Annotated in this window: 15 protein-coding genes and 3 pseudogenes; 6 read left to right on the top strand and 12 right to left on the bottom strand. The window is 67.5% G+C overall.

All coding sequences use genetic code 11. The features are described 5' to 3' along the window. The first annotated feature begins 212 nt into the window (after positions 1-212). Entirely contained in the window at positions 213-656 is a 444-nt protein-coding gene (locus OG735_RS26950; RefSeq protein ID WP_327325709.1) for a helix-turn-helix domain-containing protein, read from the top strand. Between the two features lie 57 nt (positions 657-713). On the opposite strand, the gene OG735_RS26955 is transcribed toward OG735_RS26950, so the two are convergent. Both OG735_RS26955 and OG735_RS26960 read right to left on the bottom strand, forming a co-directional pair. Further along, positions 714-1316: a ClpP family protease gene (locus OG735_RS26955; protein ID WP_327325710.1), complete on the bottom strand. Its 603-nt coding sequence runs from the start codon at positions 1314-1316 to the stop codon at positions 714-716. Between the two features lies 1 nt (position 1317). Next, entirely contained in the window at positions 1318-1971 is a 654-nt protein-coding gene (locus OG735_RS26960) for a ClpP family protease (protein WP_327325711.1), read from the bottom strand. Positions 1972-2165: 194 nt separating this feature from the next. On the opposite strand from OG735_RS26960, the gene OG735_RS26965 reads away from it, so the two are divergent. Together OG735_RS26965 and OG735_RS26970 are read left to right on the top strand one after the other, a co-directional pair. Further along, positions 2166-2639, top strand: coding sequence for a hypothetical protein (locus OG735_RS26965; RefSeq protein ID WP_327325712.1), 474 nt, complete (start codon positions 2166-2168; stop codon positions 2637-2639). 749 nt (positions 2640-3388) lie between these two features. Then, entirely contained in the window at positions 3389-4390 is a 1002-nt protein-coding gene (locus tag OG735_RS26970) for a helix-turn-helix domain-containing protein (RefSeq protein ID WP_327325713.1), read from the top strand. 238 nt (positions 4391-4628) lie between these two features. Here OG735_RS26970 and OG735_RS26975 read toward each other — a convergent pair whose 3' ends face one another. Beyond that, positions 4629-5456 carry an alpha/beta fold hydrolase gene (locus tag OG735_RS26975; protein ID WP_327325714.1) on the bottom strand — a complete coding sequence of 276 codons (828 nt, stop codon included), beginning with the start codon at positions 5454-5456 and terminating at the stop codon, positions 4629-4631. A 73-nt stretch (positions 5457-5529) separates the two neighbouring features. On the opposite strand from OG735_RS26975, the gene OG735_RS26980 reads away from it, so the two are divergent. Next, positions 5530-6132, top strand: coding sequence for a sigma-70 family RNA polymerase sigma factor (locus tag OG735_RS26980; protein WP_327325715.1), 603 nt, complete (start codon positions 5530-5532; stop codon positions 6130-6132). Positions 6133-6413: 281 nt separating this feature from the next. Here the strand turns inward: OG735_RS26980 and OG735_RS26985 are convergent, their stop codons facing one another. The 3 genes and pseudogenes from OG735_RS26985 to OG735_RS26995 form a co-directional block, all read right to left on the bottom strand. Then, positions 6414-7844 (bottom strand): DUF2252 domain-containing protein, encoded by a 1431-nt coding sequence (locus OG735_RS26985; RefSeq protein ID WP_327325716.1) that lies wholly within the window; start codon positions 7842-7844, stop codon positions 6414-6416. Between the two features lie 104 nt (positions 7845-7948). After that, positions 7949-8266, bottom strand: a pseudogene (locus tag OG735_RS26990) (carboxymuconolactone decarboxylase). Between the two features lie 383 nt (positions 8267-8649). After that, on the bottom strand, positions 8650-9243 hold the full coding sequence (locus OG735_RS26995; protein ID WP_327325717.1) for an MBL fold metallo-hydrolase: 594 nt from the start codon (positions 9241-9243) through the stop codon (positions 8650-8652). 139 nt (positions 9244-9382) lie between these two features. On the opposite strand from OG735_RS26995, the gene OG735_RS27000 reads away from it, so the two are divergent. Further along, positions 9383-10291: a GlxA family transcriptional regulator gene (locus tag OG735_RS27000; RefSeq protein ID WP_327328474.1), complete on the top strand. Its 909-nt coding sequence runs from the start codon at positions 9383-9385 to the stop codon at positions 10289-10291. A 301-nt stretch (positions 10292-10592) separates the two neighbouring features. On the opposite strand, the gene OG735_RS27005 is transcribed toward OG735_RS27000, so the two are convergent. From OG735_RS27005 to OG735_RS27015, 4 genes and pseudogenes are all read right to left on the bottom strand, one after another. After that, positions 10593-11186 carry a DUF4291 domain-containing protein gene (locus OG735_RS27005; protein ID WP_327325718.1) on the bottom strand — a complete coding sequence of 198 codons (594 nt, stop codon included), beginning with the start codon at positions 11184-11186 and terminating at the stop codon, positions 10593-10595. Between the two features lie 128 nt (positions 11187-11314). Beyond that, positions 11315-11542: pseudogene (locus OG735_RS42045) on the bottom strand (DUF7848 domain-containing protein); the annotation flags it as partial. Between the two features lie 86 nt (positions 11543-11628). After that, positions 11629-12186 (bottom strand): ATP-binding protein, encoded by a 558-nt coding sequence (locus OG735_RS27010; RefSeq protein WP_327325719.1) that lies wholly within the window; start codon positions 12184-12186, stop codon positions 11629-11631. A 35-nt stretch (positions 12187-12221) separates the two neighbouring features. Next, positions 12222-13410: pseudogene (locus OG735_RS27015) on the bottom strand (helix-turn-helix domain-containing protein). A 134-nt stretch (positions 13411-13544) separates the two neighbouring features. On the opposite strand from OG735_RS27015, the gene OG735_RS27020 reads away from it, so the two are divergent. Beyond that, positions 13545-14090 (top strand): flavoprotein, encoded by a 546-nt coding sequence (locus tag OG735_RS27020; protein ID WP_327325720.1) that lies wholly within the window; start codon positions 13545-13547, stop codon positions 14088-14090. 158 nt (positions 14091-14248) lie between these two features. Here OG735_RS27020 and OG735_RS42050 read toward each other — a convergent pair whose 3' ends face one another. Both OG735_RS42050 and OG735_RS27030 read right to left on the bottom strand, forming a co-directional pair. Further along, positions 14249-14416: an ankyrin repeat domain-containing protein gene (locus tag OG735_RS42050; protein WP_442812496.1), complete on the bottom strand. Its 168-nt coding sequence runs from the start codon at positions 14414-14416 to the stop codon at positions 14249-14251. 1104 nt (positions 14417-15520) lie between these two features. Then, the gene (locus tag OG735_RS27030; RefSeq protein WP_327325722.1) at positions 15521-15892 is read right to left on the bottom strand and encodes a replication initiator; all 372 of its coding nucleotides are present in this window, start codon (positions 15890-15892) and stop codon (positions 15521-15523) included. Positions 15893-15928 lie beyond the last annotated feature (36 nt).

A 15928-nucleotide genomic window follows, 5' to 3' on the forward strand; every position in this document is an offset into this window, starting at 1 on the left:
CCGGCTGCGGGCCGTTCGCGTCCGTCGACCAGGGAGCAGCGGCTCGACGCACGTCCACCTCTTGGCCCGCAAACCGGGGACGTCGTAGCGCCGCGCCTGTCGCAGCGCGCACTGATGCTCCCTCTCCGGGCATCGGCGGCGGGTCATGCGATTTCGCAGGGGGCGGAACTCTGTTGCCACCCAGCCGACCGCAACGCTCCTACCCTGAGGAGGTGAGCAGCCACGCGCCGAACCAAGTCCGCGTCATTCCCCTGCGCCCGGCCACAGCGGCGCCGACCCCCGCGACCAAAGAACCCCTGTGGCGGGACGTAGTTGGTGACGTCCTGCGCCGTCAGCGTCTCGCCCAGGAACGCACGCTCCAGGACGTGGCCGACGCCGCTCGGATCTCGATGCCGTATCTCTCCGAGCTCGAGCGCGGCCGCAAGGAGGCTTCGTCCGAAGTTCTCGCGGCCGCCGCCCGTGCCCTGGGTCTCGGACTGGCCGATCTTCTCGCGCTGGCCCACGGTGAGCTTGCCCGCCCGGCTCGGGCGAGGCCGGCCCGGAGCGGCACCGCCCCCACCTCCGTCACCTCGGCCGCCTCGGTCTCCTCGAGGCGCGACCGCAACTCCGGGCGCGCGGCGACCTCGCGGCACGGCGGAATGTGCCTCGCCGCCTGACGGACGGCCGTGCCCCCGCCGGGGCGACGGCCGCCGGGCGCCGCGCACTTCAGCGCGTCAGGCAGGTGCGATCCGCCGGCTGAGTACCTCGTCGGCGAGCCCGTACGCGACTGCCTCCTGCGCGGTGAAGACCTTGTCGCGGTCCATGTCCGCGCGCAGGGTCGCGACGTCATGGTGCGTGTGCCTGGACAGGACCTCCTCGACCTGGGAGCGGACCCGGAGCATCTCCTTGGCCTGGAGGCTGAGGTCCGAGACCGTACCCTGCCGGCCGCCGCTCGCAGGCTGCCCCAACAGCACCCGGGCGTGCTCGAGAACGAACCGGCGCCCCGGGTCTCCGCCGGCCATGAGCACCGCCGCGGTCGAGGCCGCCTGCCCGACGCAGAACGTGGAGATCGGCGCGCCGACGAACGACATCGTGTCGTAGATCGCCATGAGTGAAGTGAAGGAGCCACCCGGTGAGTTGATGTAGATCGCGATCTCACGGTCCGGGCTGGACGACTCGAGGTGGAGCAGCTGGGCGATGACGACGTTCGCGACGCCGTCGTCGATCTCAGTGCCGAGGAAGATGATCCGCTCGGACAGCAGCCGGCTGAAGACGTCGTACGACCGCTCCCCCTGCGGGGTGCGCTCGACGACGTTCGGGATCGTGTACTGGCCCATGTCAGAGCCCCACCCGTCGCCGCGGTCCGGCAGGGCGGACGTCGTCGAGAGACTCGACGACGCGATCGACCATGCCGTACTCCTTCGCCTGCTCGGCGGTGAACCACCGGTCGCGGTCCCCGTCCTGGGAGATCGTCTCCTCGGTCTGGCCGGTGTGCTCCGCGGTGATCCGCTCGACTGCCTTCTTCGTGAACTCGAGGTTCTCGGCCTGGATCGCGATGTCGGCGGCGGTCCCGCCGATGCCGGCGGACGGCTGGTGCATCATGATCCGCGCGTTCGGCAGCGCAAAGCGTTTCCCCGCCGACCCGACGGTGAGGAGGAACTGCCCCATGCTCGCGGCAAAGCCCATGGCGAGTGTCGAGACATCGTTGGGGATCAGCCGCATCGTGTCGTAGATCGCCAGCCCCGCCGTCACCGACCCGCCCGGGCTGTTGATGTAGAGGCTGATGTCGGTCCTCGGGTCCTCCGCCGACAGAAGAAGCATCTGCGCGCACACCCGGTTCGCGGAGACCTCGTCCACCTGGGTGCCGAGGAAGACGATCCGCTGCGCGAGGAGTTGTGCGGCCAAGTGGTCGTCGAACCGCGTCGGAGGTGTGTCGCCCTCGGCGGCTCGTGGGTTCATGGCCGGGTCCCAGCCGGTGATGAGTGGGGACATCGGTCCTCCTTGTCGTGGCGCGGCTCGGGTCAGCCGCGGTCCCACCACTCTTCGCCCGCGGTCGCCGCTCCGTCAGCTTTCTTGGCCGGGAGCAGATTTGCTGACGGCAGAGGGGGCGGGTGTCCCGGCCGTTGCCGAGCCCGGCGGGGGCACTAGGCTGCGTCGGCTGACAACACGGAATACGGGGGGCGGGGATGGAACAAATAGGTCCGAGACGGGTGCTGGTCACGCTGGTGGCGCTGGGCGCGGGGGTCTTCCTTCTGGGCACCGGTCTGATGCGGTTGGAGACACGGCTGACGGGGGTGGCCGGACAATTCCGCGCCGAGCGCTGCGAGATCTCGAAGTCCCGGCACGGCGACGACGGTCTGCTGTGCTCCGGATCCTTCGAGGCTGAAGACGGGGCCTTCCGGATTGCGCAGATCGAGGTCGAGACCGCGTTCGACGAGAAGCCGACCGAGCCGGTGACCGCCACGGTCGACGGCCCCTCGGCCACGGTGGCAGTCGAGCACCGCCTCGGAGCATGGCTGGCTCCAGGAGCCACCGGCCTGTTCTGCCTGCTCGTCGCCGCGTGGAACGTCAGGTCGGCCCTGCGTCGCAGGCGAGGCGCCGGCTCACCCACGGCGAGCGACACCGCGGAGGCGGGGCGGTCTCAGCAGTCCCCGGCCTGAGCGGGACGCGGGTGAAGCGGCCCCGGTCGGCGGCGATCGCGATCGGGGGGCCGCTTCCGCTCTGTGTGGAGCGGCCGACTTCATCGGGATCTCTGGCGACCCTCGCCAGTTGGACGACCAGTTCGAAGCGCACGAGGCGGAAGAAGTCAGGTGCCGACGCCGCGCGTTCGACGGATCAGGCGGAGCGAATCCGGGCAGGCGCGGCCTTTCAACCATCCTCGAGAGTCCCAGCACCGTCACCGATGCCCCTCGTCCTCGAAGTAGCGGAAGAACAGCACATTGACCGGCACTTGATAGCCGGATGCCCAGATGGGTGACGATCCGCTCAGTCGCGGCGTCGATCTCGCCCGCGATGATGGTCAGCGTATGGGTGCCGTTCAGTGCTGCCGGCGGACTGCCTCCGAATCGCAGCGCGAACGCCTCGTCCAGCTCCTCCATGGATCGGCCTCAATGAGCTCCTCCAGCCTCGACTCCAGAGGCACCGGCCGCGTAGTGACCCGTACCGGCTTGTCGTCTGCTCGCCACAGCCCGAATTCAAGTGGCATCTCATGCTCCCCCTGACGGTCCGATCCACCGGTCCGATCCACTCGACGAGTCGAAGACGACGACGCTTCAGGTGCATGGCCGCCGCCTCATGCGCAGGCCCGACGACGTGGAATGAAACAGATACATGAGAATCGAAGCCCAACCATCGGCGCCTGATCCAGGGCGACGAGGCGGTATTGAGGCCACGAGGCGGAGGAGACGGGATGCTGACCGAGACCGAGTTCCGGACCGAAGATCTGGCTGGTGCGGACCGGTTCGACTTCTGGCGCGAGCGCATCGGCCGAACCCATGCGCCGCTGGACCTTCACAGCGAATACGCGGCGGATTACCGGGCGCATCAGCGAGTACTGGAGCTCGGCGCGGTTCACGTCTGGCCGACGACCCACCAGGCCCTTCGATTTCGCCGGACCCCCAAGCTCATCCGCCAGTCCGATCCCGAGCAGTACCACATCGGGATCCCTCTGCACGGGACCAACCGAATCACTTGGGACGACCAGAAAGCCGTGTACGGGCCTTACGAGATACAGGTCTTCGACAGCTCAAGGGCTTTCGAAGTCAACTCTGCCAACGGACCCGATCTGTTCTCGGGGATCGGGATCGAGATCCCCAAGGCGTTACTGCACCTGCCGCAGAACAGGATGGACCGACTGTTCGCCCATGGAATGTCCGGACGGGAAGGGATTGGCACCCTGCTCGTACAGTTCGTCACTCAGCTGACGGCGGACACCAGCCCCTACCTGCCATCCGACGGACCACGTCTGGGAACGGTCGTGGTCGATCTGCTGTCCGCACTGTTCGCTCACACTCTGGACGCCGACCGCTCCCTTCCGCCGGAAACCCGTAGCCGGACTCTGGTGCTGCGTATTCGGGCCTACGTCCAACGGAACCTGCACGACCCGCGGTTGACCCCGCGTGCGATCGCCGCCGCGCACAACATCTCCACCAGCTATCTGCACCGCCTCTTCCAGACCGAGCACGAGACCATCGCGGCCTGGATCCGCCACCAGCGCCTGGAACATGCTCGCCGCGACCTCGCCGATCCCGCGATGTGCTCCACGCTCATCCACGTCATCGCCGCCCGCTGGGGCTTCACCCGCGCCGCCGACTTCACGCGCGCCTTCCGCACTGCCTACGGCATGCCACCCAAGGACTACCGACACCAGGCCCTCCACAGCCCTCAGTCGACCGCGTGGACTCATTGCTGAGAACTGTGGACGCCGTGCAAACGACTTCTGGCTGGGACGGCCGGGCTGATGGTCTTCATCGACTCGCCGATGGCGATGGCGATGGCGATGGCCTGGTCCGGCAGCATGCATGGGGTTCGGCGGGAGCCTCCCCGCGATGTTCTGCAATGCCATGTCCCGTTACGGCCCACGGCGGGAACGCGAGGACTGCGGCCGTGATTCCGGGCTCTTCGCTGGTCGGCAGCGAATGAGCAGGTCCCTACCGCAGGAATGCTGCAGTGGTCGCCACGAACCGGTCGGCGTCGTCGAGCCATGGGTAGTGGCCTGCCCCCGACTGCACAACGAGCGAGGCATCAGGGAACAGGCCGGCAAGCTCGGCCACCGCCGGAGGGGGGCTGTTCACGTCGAACTCCCCGGCGAGCAGCAGCACGGGGCCCTCATGGGAGGCGAGCGCCGCACGAGTGGTCTCCGTGTCGAAGGCGCCTTCGGCTGCGAAGAGAGCGACAGCTTCCTTGTTGCTCGGCGGGCGGGCCGCAGGGTGATTCTGTGCGGCGGCATCCCACCGGCCCCAGAAGAAGGGGGCGATGGCCTCCCGGTCGCCGCCCCTGCCCTCGGTGATCGCCTCCAAGGCGGCGAACGCCGCCGGGAACCACGGTTCGCCCTTCCTGAGCTGCGCAAGCTCGCGCCGCATCGCTCCGGTGATCGTGATGCCGACGGCTGCGGAGCTGGGGGTGATCAGGGTCAACTTGCCGATGTTCTTCGGGTATCGGGCCGCGTACTGCACCGCGATGTTCGTGCCGGCGGAGTGGCCGAGCAAGTCCATCCGGGTGAGTCCGAGGTGTTCGCGCAGGGCCTCGACATCGTCGACCAGACGATCGCAGCGGTAAGAGGCGGTGTCTTCGGGCATCGCGGACCGGCCGGTGCCGCGGAGGTCCAGAAGGATCAGCCGGCGGTGCGCGGACAGGCCGCCGAGGTCGCCGAGGTAGATGGCGTCCGTGGGACCTCCCGGGATGCAGACGAGCGGGTCGCCGGCCCCGTGTGCGCGGTAGGCGAGCTGGGTGCCGTCAGGTGCGGAGAAGGTGGGCATGGTGTGGAGCCTGTCACTTATAACCGGGTTGTACAACCTGGTTATGGTGGCGGGTTCAGGCTATAACCGAGCTATGGCAGGCGAAGAGGGCACGCGTCAGGACCCCGAGACGCTGACGGAGGAACAGGCCGAGCGGATGCTCACCGACATGAACGACGTCATCCGCGCAGGGGAGGAGATGCGGAAGCTTCGCGCCGAAATGATCAAGCTGTTCGCCGGCTTCGGCTGGACCCAGGACAGAATTGCCCGGCTCACCGGCATGAGTCAGCCCGCCGTGTCCAAGCAGGTGGCGAAGTGCGGGATTGGCGAGCCACTGCCGCCGATGGGGCTCTCCCTCGACCAGTACGACACCCCATGGCTCGAAGGTCGCCTGTGGGGCCTCGCCGAGGAAATCTCCGAGACCTTCGACGACACGGCCCGCTGCACCCGCTACGTCAACGCCATCGCCCGGGGGAAGAAGCGCTTCACGCCCCAGAACGTTGACGAGCTGCGACGCCTCGTCGAAGAGGACCTGAGACTGCACCGGGCAGGGATGCCTCGCAGCTACCAGGACGCGTACGACAAGATCAGCCGTGGTCTCGATGTCCCCTCGAAGGTCACCACCACCGCATCGGCCTCCGTGCGGCGCGCCCTCGCTTACCAGATCCAGCGTGACCGGCTCCGGGGTGATTCCTGAGCGCTTCCTGGAGCAACCGGGACCGGCCCTACCTGGGCTGACGCCCTCTGGGGTCAGCCCTTCACGGGTGCGACGCCGATCGGATTCGGCGACATCAGCCCGCGCGGCGAGTCGGCCCGGCTGCCGGCCACGGGACAGATGACGGCCAGTCTCCTGCTGAGCGGTGCGGCCGCCCGATCTTGTGGACGCGATCGAAGAGGGCCTGCGAATGCAGGGCCGGCGAATGCAGGGCCGGGCTCGCTAACCAGCCTGCCGGTCGCGCCAAGCGGTCCGCGGGTCCGTCAGCCGGCCGGGATTTCCTCCGCGGGCAGCCTTCCCGCCCGCACCGCGTCGACCAGTGCCTGATGGTCGCGCTCGTTCTGGTCGGCGTACGCCTCTGCGAAGGCCGCGAGGGCCCGGTCGAAGGAGTCGCCGCTGCCCAGATAGGACGCTATCGCGATCCGGTCGCCGGACCGCGCATGCGCGCGGGCCAGGGTGATGCCGCAGACGCCACCGAACGTCTCCAGCTGCCTGGGCGACATCGTCTCCGGCATCGCGATGCCCTTCCAGTCGCGCAGTTGGCGGACATAGAAGTCGCGGCGCTTGCCGTCGATCCCGTCCACTCGTTCCCAGCCGAGGAAGATGTCGCTCGCCGCCTGCATCAACCGCTGTCCCGAGACCACCCGCTCGCCCTGGTTACGGTAATGGCTCGCCCCGACGTGCTCGGCGAGCACGGAGGTGTCGGCCTCCTTGGCCTGCAAGAACAACGGGTCTCCGCCGTCCCGTCCGACGAGCAGGAAGATCCAGCACCGGGTGCCGACGCTGCCGACACCGACCACCTTGCGGGCGACGTCCGCCAGCTGGTAGTCCCCCAGGAGGGCGCGCCGGTCGGACGGCAGTGTGCCCCCGTACCGCTCGATGAGGCCCCGGAACTGACGCTCCAGTGTGGTGCGCTCGACGTCCGGCAGCAGGTCGGCAAGCGGTACCAGCAACGGGGGATCCGCGGCGATCATCGGCCGGCCGTCGACCACTTGCGTGAGCTTGCCGAAAACCTGCAAGGTGTCGCGCGAGCGGGCCTTCGCCATGGCGCGGGCCAGTTTCTGCTGTCCGCCCTTGTGGAGCTGTCCCGTGGTCAGGGCCGTGAGACGGTCGGCGTCGATCTTCGCGTACCAGACATCGAGGTTACGCATGCCTGCGAAGCGGATCATCGACTCGCGGTACGAACGCACTGTGCTGCTCACGATACGGGCGCGCTCGGCGTCGTCGAAGCCGTTCGCCCGGCCGGCGATGACGAAACTTGCCGACAGTCGCTTGACGTCCCACTCCCAGGGGCCCGGCAAGGTCTCGTCGAAGTCGTTGATGTCGAACATCAGCTCCCGCTCCGGCGAGGCCAGCAGCCGGAAGTTCAGCAGGTGAGCATCACCGCACAGTTGGGTGGTGATCCCCGAGTCGGGACTGCCGGCCAGGTCGGACGCCATGATCGCCGCGGCGCCCCGGTAGAAGCGGAACGGGGACTCGCTCATCCGGCTGTAGCGGATCGGCACCAGCTCCGGCACCCGGGTCGCGGACTGCCCCTCCAGGATCGCCAGCGGGTCCGGCCTGCGCGGAGAGGGCTTGTACACGGCGTGTCCCGACCGCGGGGAGCGGCGCCGGGCCTCCTTGCCGAGTGCCACGCGTTCCTTGGGCGTGGCGTGGTGGGACGCGCGCATGGTCGTGGTCTCTTGCTGGGGCATCGAAGGCCCTCCTGCCTGGCCCTGCGGCCGTCGGGTCGCCCGGGGGCACGGCGCCGGAGCGGTGCCGTGCCGTGGTCTCCTTCGACGTCGGCCGTGCCGGTCATCTATGCCGGATGGGAGCCTGCTCTCAGCCCTGGTCCCCGTATCTCGGCGTCGGTGTCGGCGACAGCGATGCCGAGTGCCGCGATGACGTTGCACGCTGCCGTCATGTCGCGGGCGGGGCCCACGATGGGGGCAATGGCGACCAAGACGTCCTGCAGCTGGTCGCCGGTCACGCCTGTCCTGAGGGCGGGGTCGAAATGGGCAACTTAGGAGATCGGCGGAGCGTCCGAGGCGGCGAGGGCCGCGATACGCGTGAGGATAAGCATGTCCGGGGTGGCGGCGAGGGTGTCCAGGACTGGGGTTTCTGATGCAGTGGACACGTAATGGGCCCTCCCGTGTGCTTCCGAAGCCGGGTGGGGAACATGGCGGAGCATCGGGTGCCCGAGAGCGCCGGGCTTGCCCTCAACCCTAGATCCCTCCTGGGCACCCCGCATGGCGACGCAGGTCTCCCCAGCGCCCCGGAGCAAGCGATGAGGAACCGGACCTGTACGACATGGATCCGGTCGCATTCGAGAACCTTGTCGCCGATCTCTTCCGGGCCCCGTCCGGCAGTCCCGGCATGAACCGCCGTTGCCGGGGCCGCTTGCCACCCTCCCCGGCGTTCCCCGGATCAGGCTGCCCCTAGCTTCAGCAGGCCGCTGCGACGGCCCGGCGGAGTGGTTGAGCGGACGGAGTTCTGCATCTCACGCCGTGGACAGGACAGTTAGCGTGGCGCGGTGATGTCGGCCTTGAAGGGGCCGCCGTGGCCGGGCACGATCAGGTCCGCGGCGGCCAGCACGCGGAGCCGGGAGGCGCGCAGTACCTCGCGGTCCGGGGCTACGGGGTCGTCCGCGGGGCCGTCCGAGTGCCACCACAGGTCGCCGGCGAACGCCACCACGCCCGTGTCCGTGCCGGCCAGCAGCGTGATGTCCTCGAGGCTGTGTCCCGGTGTGCGGATCAGCCGCAGCGACGGGGTTAGTTCGTAGCCCTCCGCGTCCCGGTTCCTCCACTGGTCGCCCAGGTACTCCACCTTGTGGTCGTGGACCCTGGCCCGTCCGAACAGGCCCACGTTCATGGTGTTGTCCGGGTGGTGGTGGCTGAGCACCACGTCGGTGATGTCGTCGGGGCCGAGGCCCAACTCCGCGAGCGGGCCGAGGATGTGCTCGCGGCTCGCCACCATGCCCGGGTCGAAGATCACATGCCGCTCGCCGTCGGTGACATAGGAGACGGTGGCGGCGACACCGGGACCGGTGGAGCCGACGTAGCCGGTGGTGAGGATCGTGTACACGGCGCTGCGGCCGAGCGGTGCGTCTGTCATGTCCCCCATCGTTCCGGGCAGGCCGGGCCGCTGACGAGTGGCACTCCTGCCACTCATCGCAGGATTCGTGCCACTCTGCCACACTGCTCCCGTGCCGCCTTTCGTGACCGTTGCCGCGTACGTTCCCCCTGGTGTCGGCATGCTCGCCGTGGGCATCGTCGCCGAGGTGTTCGGCCCTCACGGGGAGGGGCTGCCCGGCTTCGACTTCGTGCTGTGCACCGACCGGCCCGGGCCGGTCCCTACCGACCTCGGCGTGCCGCTCATGGTCGCGCATGGCCTGGACCGGCTGGCTGCCGCTGATCTGGTGATCGCCTTGCCATGGGCCGGCTTCCGTACGCCACCCGGTCCCGCTGTGCTTGACGCGCTTTCGGCCGCACACGAGAGCGGCTCACTGGTCGCGGCCCACTGCGTCGGCACGTTCGCGCTCGCCGCCGCCGGGCTGCTCGACGGCCGACGGGCCACCACACACTGGCGGTTCGCCGAACTGCTGGCCCACCGCCACCCGGACGTCGATGTGGACCCCGACGCCCTGTACATCGACGAAGGGCGGATCACCACGGGTGCGGGAGCCGCCGCTGGCTTCGATCTGTGCCTGCATCTGCTGAGGCGGGAGTACGGGGCCGCGATGGCCAACGCCGTCGCCCGCGACATGGTGCTGCCCTCCCACCGGGACGGCGGTCAGGCCCAGTATCTGACCTCCCCCGTCCCTGAGGACTGCCAGGACGAGCGTCTCGCCGAGGTACTCGCCTGGGCCCGCGAGCACCTCCACGAACCGCTTCCCGTCGCGGAACTGGCCCGACGCGCCGTGATGAGCAAACGGTCCTTCGCCCGCCGCTTCGCCGCCGCGACCGGCACCACCCCGCACGCCTGGCTCCGGAGCCTGCGACTGAGCAGCGCCGAGGAACTCCTGGAAACCACGGATCTGCCGATCGAGGAGATCGCCCACCGGGTCGGATACGGAAGCGCGGCCGTCCTGCGCGAACAGTTCGTGCGCCGCCGGGGTGTGCCGCCCCGTTCCTACCGCCGCTCCTTCACCAACGCGCCGTAGCGAGCCGGGCGAGCCTACGCGGTTCTGAGCAGGCCGCTCTCCCACACCCACAGTCACTTGGCTGTGAGGTGAGCTGCGGATCCGTCCAGTCAATCGTGGCCGGCACGAACTGCCCGGTCGTCGGACTTCGGTGCCAATCGGCCCCGATCTCTCGCCCCATTGGCAGCTCCGCAAGTTGGTAGGCGGCCCGGGAGGGTCGGGTGTGGCTGATGGCAGCTTGTCCTGTCTGACTCGGCAGGAATGGCCGCCCGGCTCTTCGGGGCGCCTGGCTGCTGATTGAGATGTGCGTTGTAGTCGCTGTTCACGGACGCAGTTGTGTCAGCAGTTCGTCCCCGGCGGGGTAAGGACGTTCCTGGGGCAGCAGTTGGGCCGCGGAGTCCAGGTCGCCGTCGTTTACGAGCGCGTGGATGTCACGGGCGAGCGGAGTCACGTCACTGATGGCGACCGTCCACTCGTCCGCGTAGTGTCGTACGGCCTCACCGGAGAGCCCGAGTTGCAGCGAGCGGTACGGCAGTGGCCGCAGGTGCAGATCGCGCTCGGGGTCCCATTGGACGCGGGCGGGTGCGCGCTTCACCTGACGTTGCCAGGTGCTGCGGTCGGGATGCACCCCGCGCACGTAGCTCGACAGGCACGCGTGGCGCAACGCCCACTCGAAGCCGCTGCGGGAGATCTCGACGGCGAGGACGGTCTCCTGACCGGCCTTCGTGCCCCATCCGCAGCGGTACATCATCCACAGGAACGACGGCTTGATCCATGTCATCCGGTCCCGCTTCCACGTGGCGGGGAAGCGGCCCTCGCGGACGGCCGGCAGGCCGATGTCCGGGGAGTACGCCTGGTAGACGGTGACCGTGGATGCCGTGTAGAGCGCACGGATCCCGCGTTGCGGTTCTTCCATGGCGTACAGGGTGGTGCCGGCCGGGTCGTTCGGCCATTGATTTTCGATCGCCCCTTACGGGGCGGCGCCCCTGCTGCGACTGTGTGGGCGGGACCCTGCACTGGACGAGCCCGTCCGAAACCGTGTTCTCAGCTGTCGCTCATCGAGTTGGGCGCTGACTGCTCATCGCTGACCATGGCCGCTCGAAAGAAGGCGGTAGTGGTCGCCCGGAAGCCGGTGTGACGCGTGCGGCCCGCATGCCGTAGGCACCAGATCTCCGGGTCGTCCCGTGTCTCAGCTGATCCCGAAGATTCCTCGCACGAAGTGCACTCCGCCTCGAAGATGGGGCCGCTGCCTGCCAGGTCCAGGCTCAGGAGCCAGTCGGCGTGTCACCACGGACTTGGGGGGCATCAGCGGGCCCCCTTATTCACGGCCTGTTCGCCGCGCCTGACTCGGAGCGCGATCACGAGTCCGCTCCAGTACCGCGAACCGCCAGGACTGCCCATACGGCCTTGCCGACCCCGATGCGTTCGCTGACGCCCCAGCCATCAGCGAGGGCAGCAACGAGGAGTAGGCCTCGACCATCGTCGGCAGCCAAGTCAACTGGCCGGAGCCGGGGGAGTTGCGTTGCCGAGTCGTGCACTTCGATCCGTACACCGTCCTGGACGAGGAGGAAGTGCGTCTCGATCTCTCGGCCCGGCGAAGTGTGAGCGTGGCAAACCGCGTTCGTCAGGAGTTCGGAGAGCACTACGGCTGCAGCGTCGTTCAGCGTGCCCAAGGACCACCGGGCCAGCGTCTCGCTTAACAGCGTGCGCGCCAGGCCAACCGTACGACGGTGCCGAGGCCAACGCCTGCTGACCGGTGCGCCGTTCGTATAGGGCGGTGCCGATAATGCCTTGGGTACAGAACTCTGCCGTTCGTTGCGGTCGATGTCGCTCTTCACGTCGCCTGCCTCGGATCCCGTCGTCGTTGAGCCGGTCCGAGATCCATCCTGATGACGCAAGAAGCCCCCAACTTTCACAGCTGAGTGAAAGCCAGGGGCGCGAGATGAAAGCCCTACAGCCCGACCCAGGCCGCCAGGTGGTCGAGGGTGTCCGGGGTGCGGCGCGACAGGTGGACCAGGCCGCGGATGGTCTCCCGAGCGCCGGAGTGATAGCGCGTCTGTTGAGGAGCGAGGCGCCGCGCGGTGAGCATGGATTTGAGCGCGGCTTCGCTGCGGCCGGTCTCCATTTGCGCGCGGCCCTGATCCACATAGAAGTGCGCGGCACGGGAGACCGCCCAATCCTTGGGGATGCGCACCTCGGCCGCGTGACGAAGTGCTTCTCCGAACTCCCGCATCTCGATGTTGGCGGAGAGGGCGTGGACCGTGACGTTGGTCGGCCCGAAGGACAGCCAGTGCACGTCTGTTGCCTCCCCGATTCGAGTGGCGTAGGTCCCGCGCCTCTGCGAGGTGGGCCGCGACGACATCGCGATCACGGGCGCGCGCGGCGATTATCGACCCGCCGAGATGCAGTTGGCCGGTCACGGCATCGCCTTCCCGTGATTGCGGCGACTGCTGGAGCAAGCCGTGACCGGCGGTGATGAGCCGCTGCCCGATCGTGTACTCGCCTTCGCGGAAGTAGACGAGTGCACGCATGTACTGCCTGACGGCCGCGAGGAGCGGATCCGAGGCGCGCGAAGCTGCCCAGTCCATCCGGTCAAGAGCCACGGTGGAGAGGTCGTAGTAGCCGAGCTTCACAGACACGTCGTGAGCCGTGCGGTAGGTGCTGGACAGCGCGGCCCACAGCTCGGAGGACGGCGTACGATGCGCTGCCGTGGTGATCTCCGCGATCAGGTCCGGAAGGTTGAGTGCGGCGGCATGGAGCTTCGTGGCCCGGACCTGCTGGCACAACTGCTGTGCTGCAGCGACCAACTGTGGAGCAGGGCGAGGTGTGATGGCGGGGTCCGCGCCCAGGTCGTAGAGATCCAGTGCTTCCCGGATCGGCCGGATCAGTTCTGCCAGTCGGTCCTGCTGGAGTTCCGTGACGTACGGCTGGCCGGTCAGGGCCGTCACATCGATGGACAGCGCCTGGGCGACCGTGGCCACCAGGTCCGGGCTGGCCGGCTTGTGGCCGGACTCCACCTGCGTGAGCAGGCTGTACGAGTACGGGATCCGCTGGGCCAACCCGCGCTGCGTGAGCCCCGCTCGCTTCCGGTGCTGCGCGATCCGGGCGCCTACGTGTTCGTCGTCGCCGGACAAGGGCATGCAACGCTCCATTCCGTGACTCGCTCACCGAAGACGCTACCCGTCCCGGCCATCATGACAACGACGAATGCCGCCACAAGCCAAGCCGGCGAGGCCAGTTGCGGCCCGGGACGCCCGCGCGGTGGACTACGACCATGACCGCCAACCGAGTCCTCTACTTGCTGGGCAGTGCCGCACCGCCCGTCCTCAACGTCCGCAGCGTCATTGAGCAGGCACAGGCGGCGGGTTGGGACGCGTACCTTGGCCTGACACCCATGGCCGCGCGATGGCTCGACGACCAGCTCCCGGAGCTGGAGAGGCTCACCGGTCATCCGGTCCGCAGTAAGTACAAACTCCCGATCGAGCCGGACGTGTGGCCGCCGGCAGACGTGGCGATCCTGGCACCCGCGACGTTCAACACGATCAATCAATGGGCGCTGGGGATCACGGAGAAGTTCATCGTGGGATTCGCGGCGGAGGGCATCGGCAAGGGAATCCCGCTGATCACCATGCCGTGCGTCAACGCTGCCTACGTGCAGCACACCCAGTTCCATCAGAGCGTCTCGACGCTCCGGGGCATGGGTGTGCAGGTGCTGTACGGCGAGGGCGGCTTCGTACCGAACGAGCCGGGCAAGGGCCGACCGGATTCCTATCCGTGGCATCTTGCCCTCGAAGCCGCGGCACGCGTGATTGCGGGCTGACCAGCAGCTCAGCCGTCTACCGGGCCCCACCCACAGCGGTAGCGGCTTGACGCGGACCATCAAGAATCCACCGACCGCGATCGCGCGCTCGGACTACATGGAACCCGTCCCCGTTCGGTCGGGAACAGCGGGGACAGGCGGACGATGGCGGGCCGTCATCACGCCGGACGACGACGAGCAATGTGCGCCTCGAGCAGTCGCACGGCCATCTCATGCCGCATCTGGAAGGCGAGGTGGAGCGGTGTCAGTCCCGCCCTTGACGGACGCTCTGGATCTGCTCCGTAGGCGAGCAAGACCGCAGTGCACAAATGAGGGCGGGGCTGCACCCTCCACTAGCCGCTCCGCCAGGTGATCCCTGATCAACACGTGCCTAAATTCAAGTGCGCCTCTTCGTGGAATCACGAGCGACGCTTTTCTGATTTCCTCAAGGGCGGCTTTGTGAGCTCTGGGGAGGTAGTCAAAGTTGACCATGATTCGTCGGCATTGATGTCTTCTGATCAAGTCCACGCCTCCATTCCTCAAAGCAGCAATGAAAGCGACTGGAACAATAAAGGAGAAGGCGTTAAGGAGGGGGGAGTAAAGCAAACCTTCGCCCACTGCGGGAACGGTGCTCAGTGCAGAGAATATGACGGTGAGCGTGACGTACATTCCGCCTGCTACGAGAGATGCGACGATAACGGTGGCACGGGCCAGACTGAGAAGTTCGCCGCCCACGCGGTCTGGTATCTCGTTTGGATCGGAAGTGTCAGACTCTCGCGCCATTTGGAGAGCCGGCCACATAGTGATCGTTACAAGGGCGAGCAGCATGATACCGCCGAATGTTCCATTTGCAGCACCGGACGACACGAGCGACCATGCGGCAGCACCTTCCATGGCGGCCACCAGGACTATTCGCTTCGCGAACCGCAGCAAGCCCGTGACAACGGAAGTTCTTCGACCTGTCAGAGGAACCCACAAGTCTTCCTTGACCACTCGCCAAGCAAGATAGCCATAACTTAGGGGGGCCAGTAAAGTTATGCTGACGTAGGCCGTCTTTGTTGGCGAGTCCGGGGCAAGTAGAATCATTGCTCCACGCAGGATGAAAGAAGGTACGGCGACAAGCAGGCTTGCCGTTAGAAGAACTCGCCTTTCCGCTAGCTCCTTGAACCAAATCGGCAGAAATTCAACCGGATAGCGATCTGGGCAGAACAGGATCTTCCGCTGACTTTTGAGGGCGTGGGCCATAAAAGCGAGCCAGTGGCCGGACTCAATGCCATTGCGGGCCATCCTGCGCTCGGCATAATCGATATAAGCTGCCAGGAGTCCACTTCGTCTGTCTGCTGTTCTAGAGAATTCTGGGACACTGCCGTCAGCGTAAAGAGATATCGCTAGGTGCAGGAAAAGTGGGTTGTCCCCGGCCGCCACGGGATTCAGCCACTCGGCGCCGTAGCTCATCCGGAACCAACGGCGCCCCCAGACGAGGAGGAGGCAGTGTCTCGGGGCGCCTCCCGACTGGTCGCCAGGTCCTCGGCGATTCCGGCCGCGATGATCGCTGCGCCGGGGGTGTGGCCGGAGCCGACGTATCGCCAGTGGGCATCCGTGATGGCGTCGGGGATGTCGATGTGGCCTACGTGGTGGGCGCGTTCGGCGCGGAGCACTGCGTAGGTGGTGGAGTAGGCGCGGGACTTGGTGAGGATGTGGCCGCGGTAGCCGAGGGTGTGGGTCCAGGTGCGCAGGTGCAGGGGTTCGTATTCGGGGAGACTGCCGAGTCGCCAGCAAGGCGCCCATGAGGGTGCGGACGTGTTCGCTGACGGGTGCGGCATCGATGTCATCCCGGGTGGTGACCCTATGGTCGGTGC

Origin of the sequence: Streptomyces sp. NBC_01210, assembly GCF_036010325.1 — a bacterium.
GTDB lineage: Bacteria > Actinomycetota > Actinomycetes > Streptomycetales > Streptomycetaceae > Streptomyces.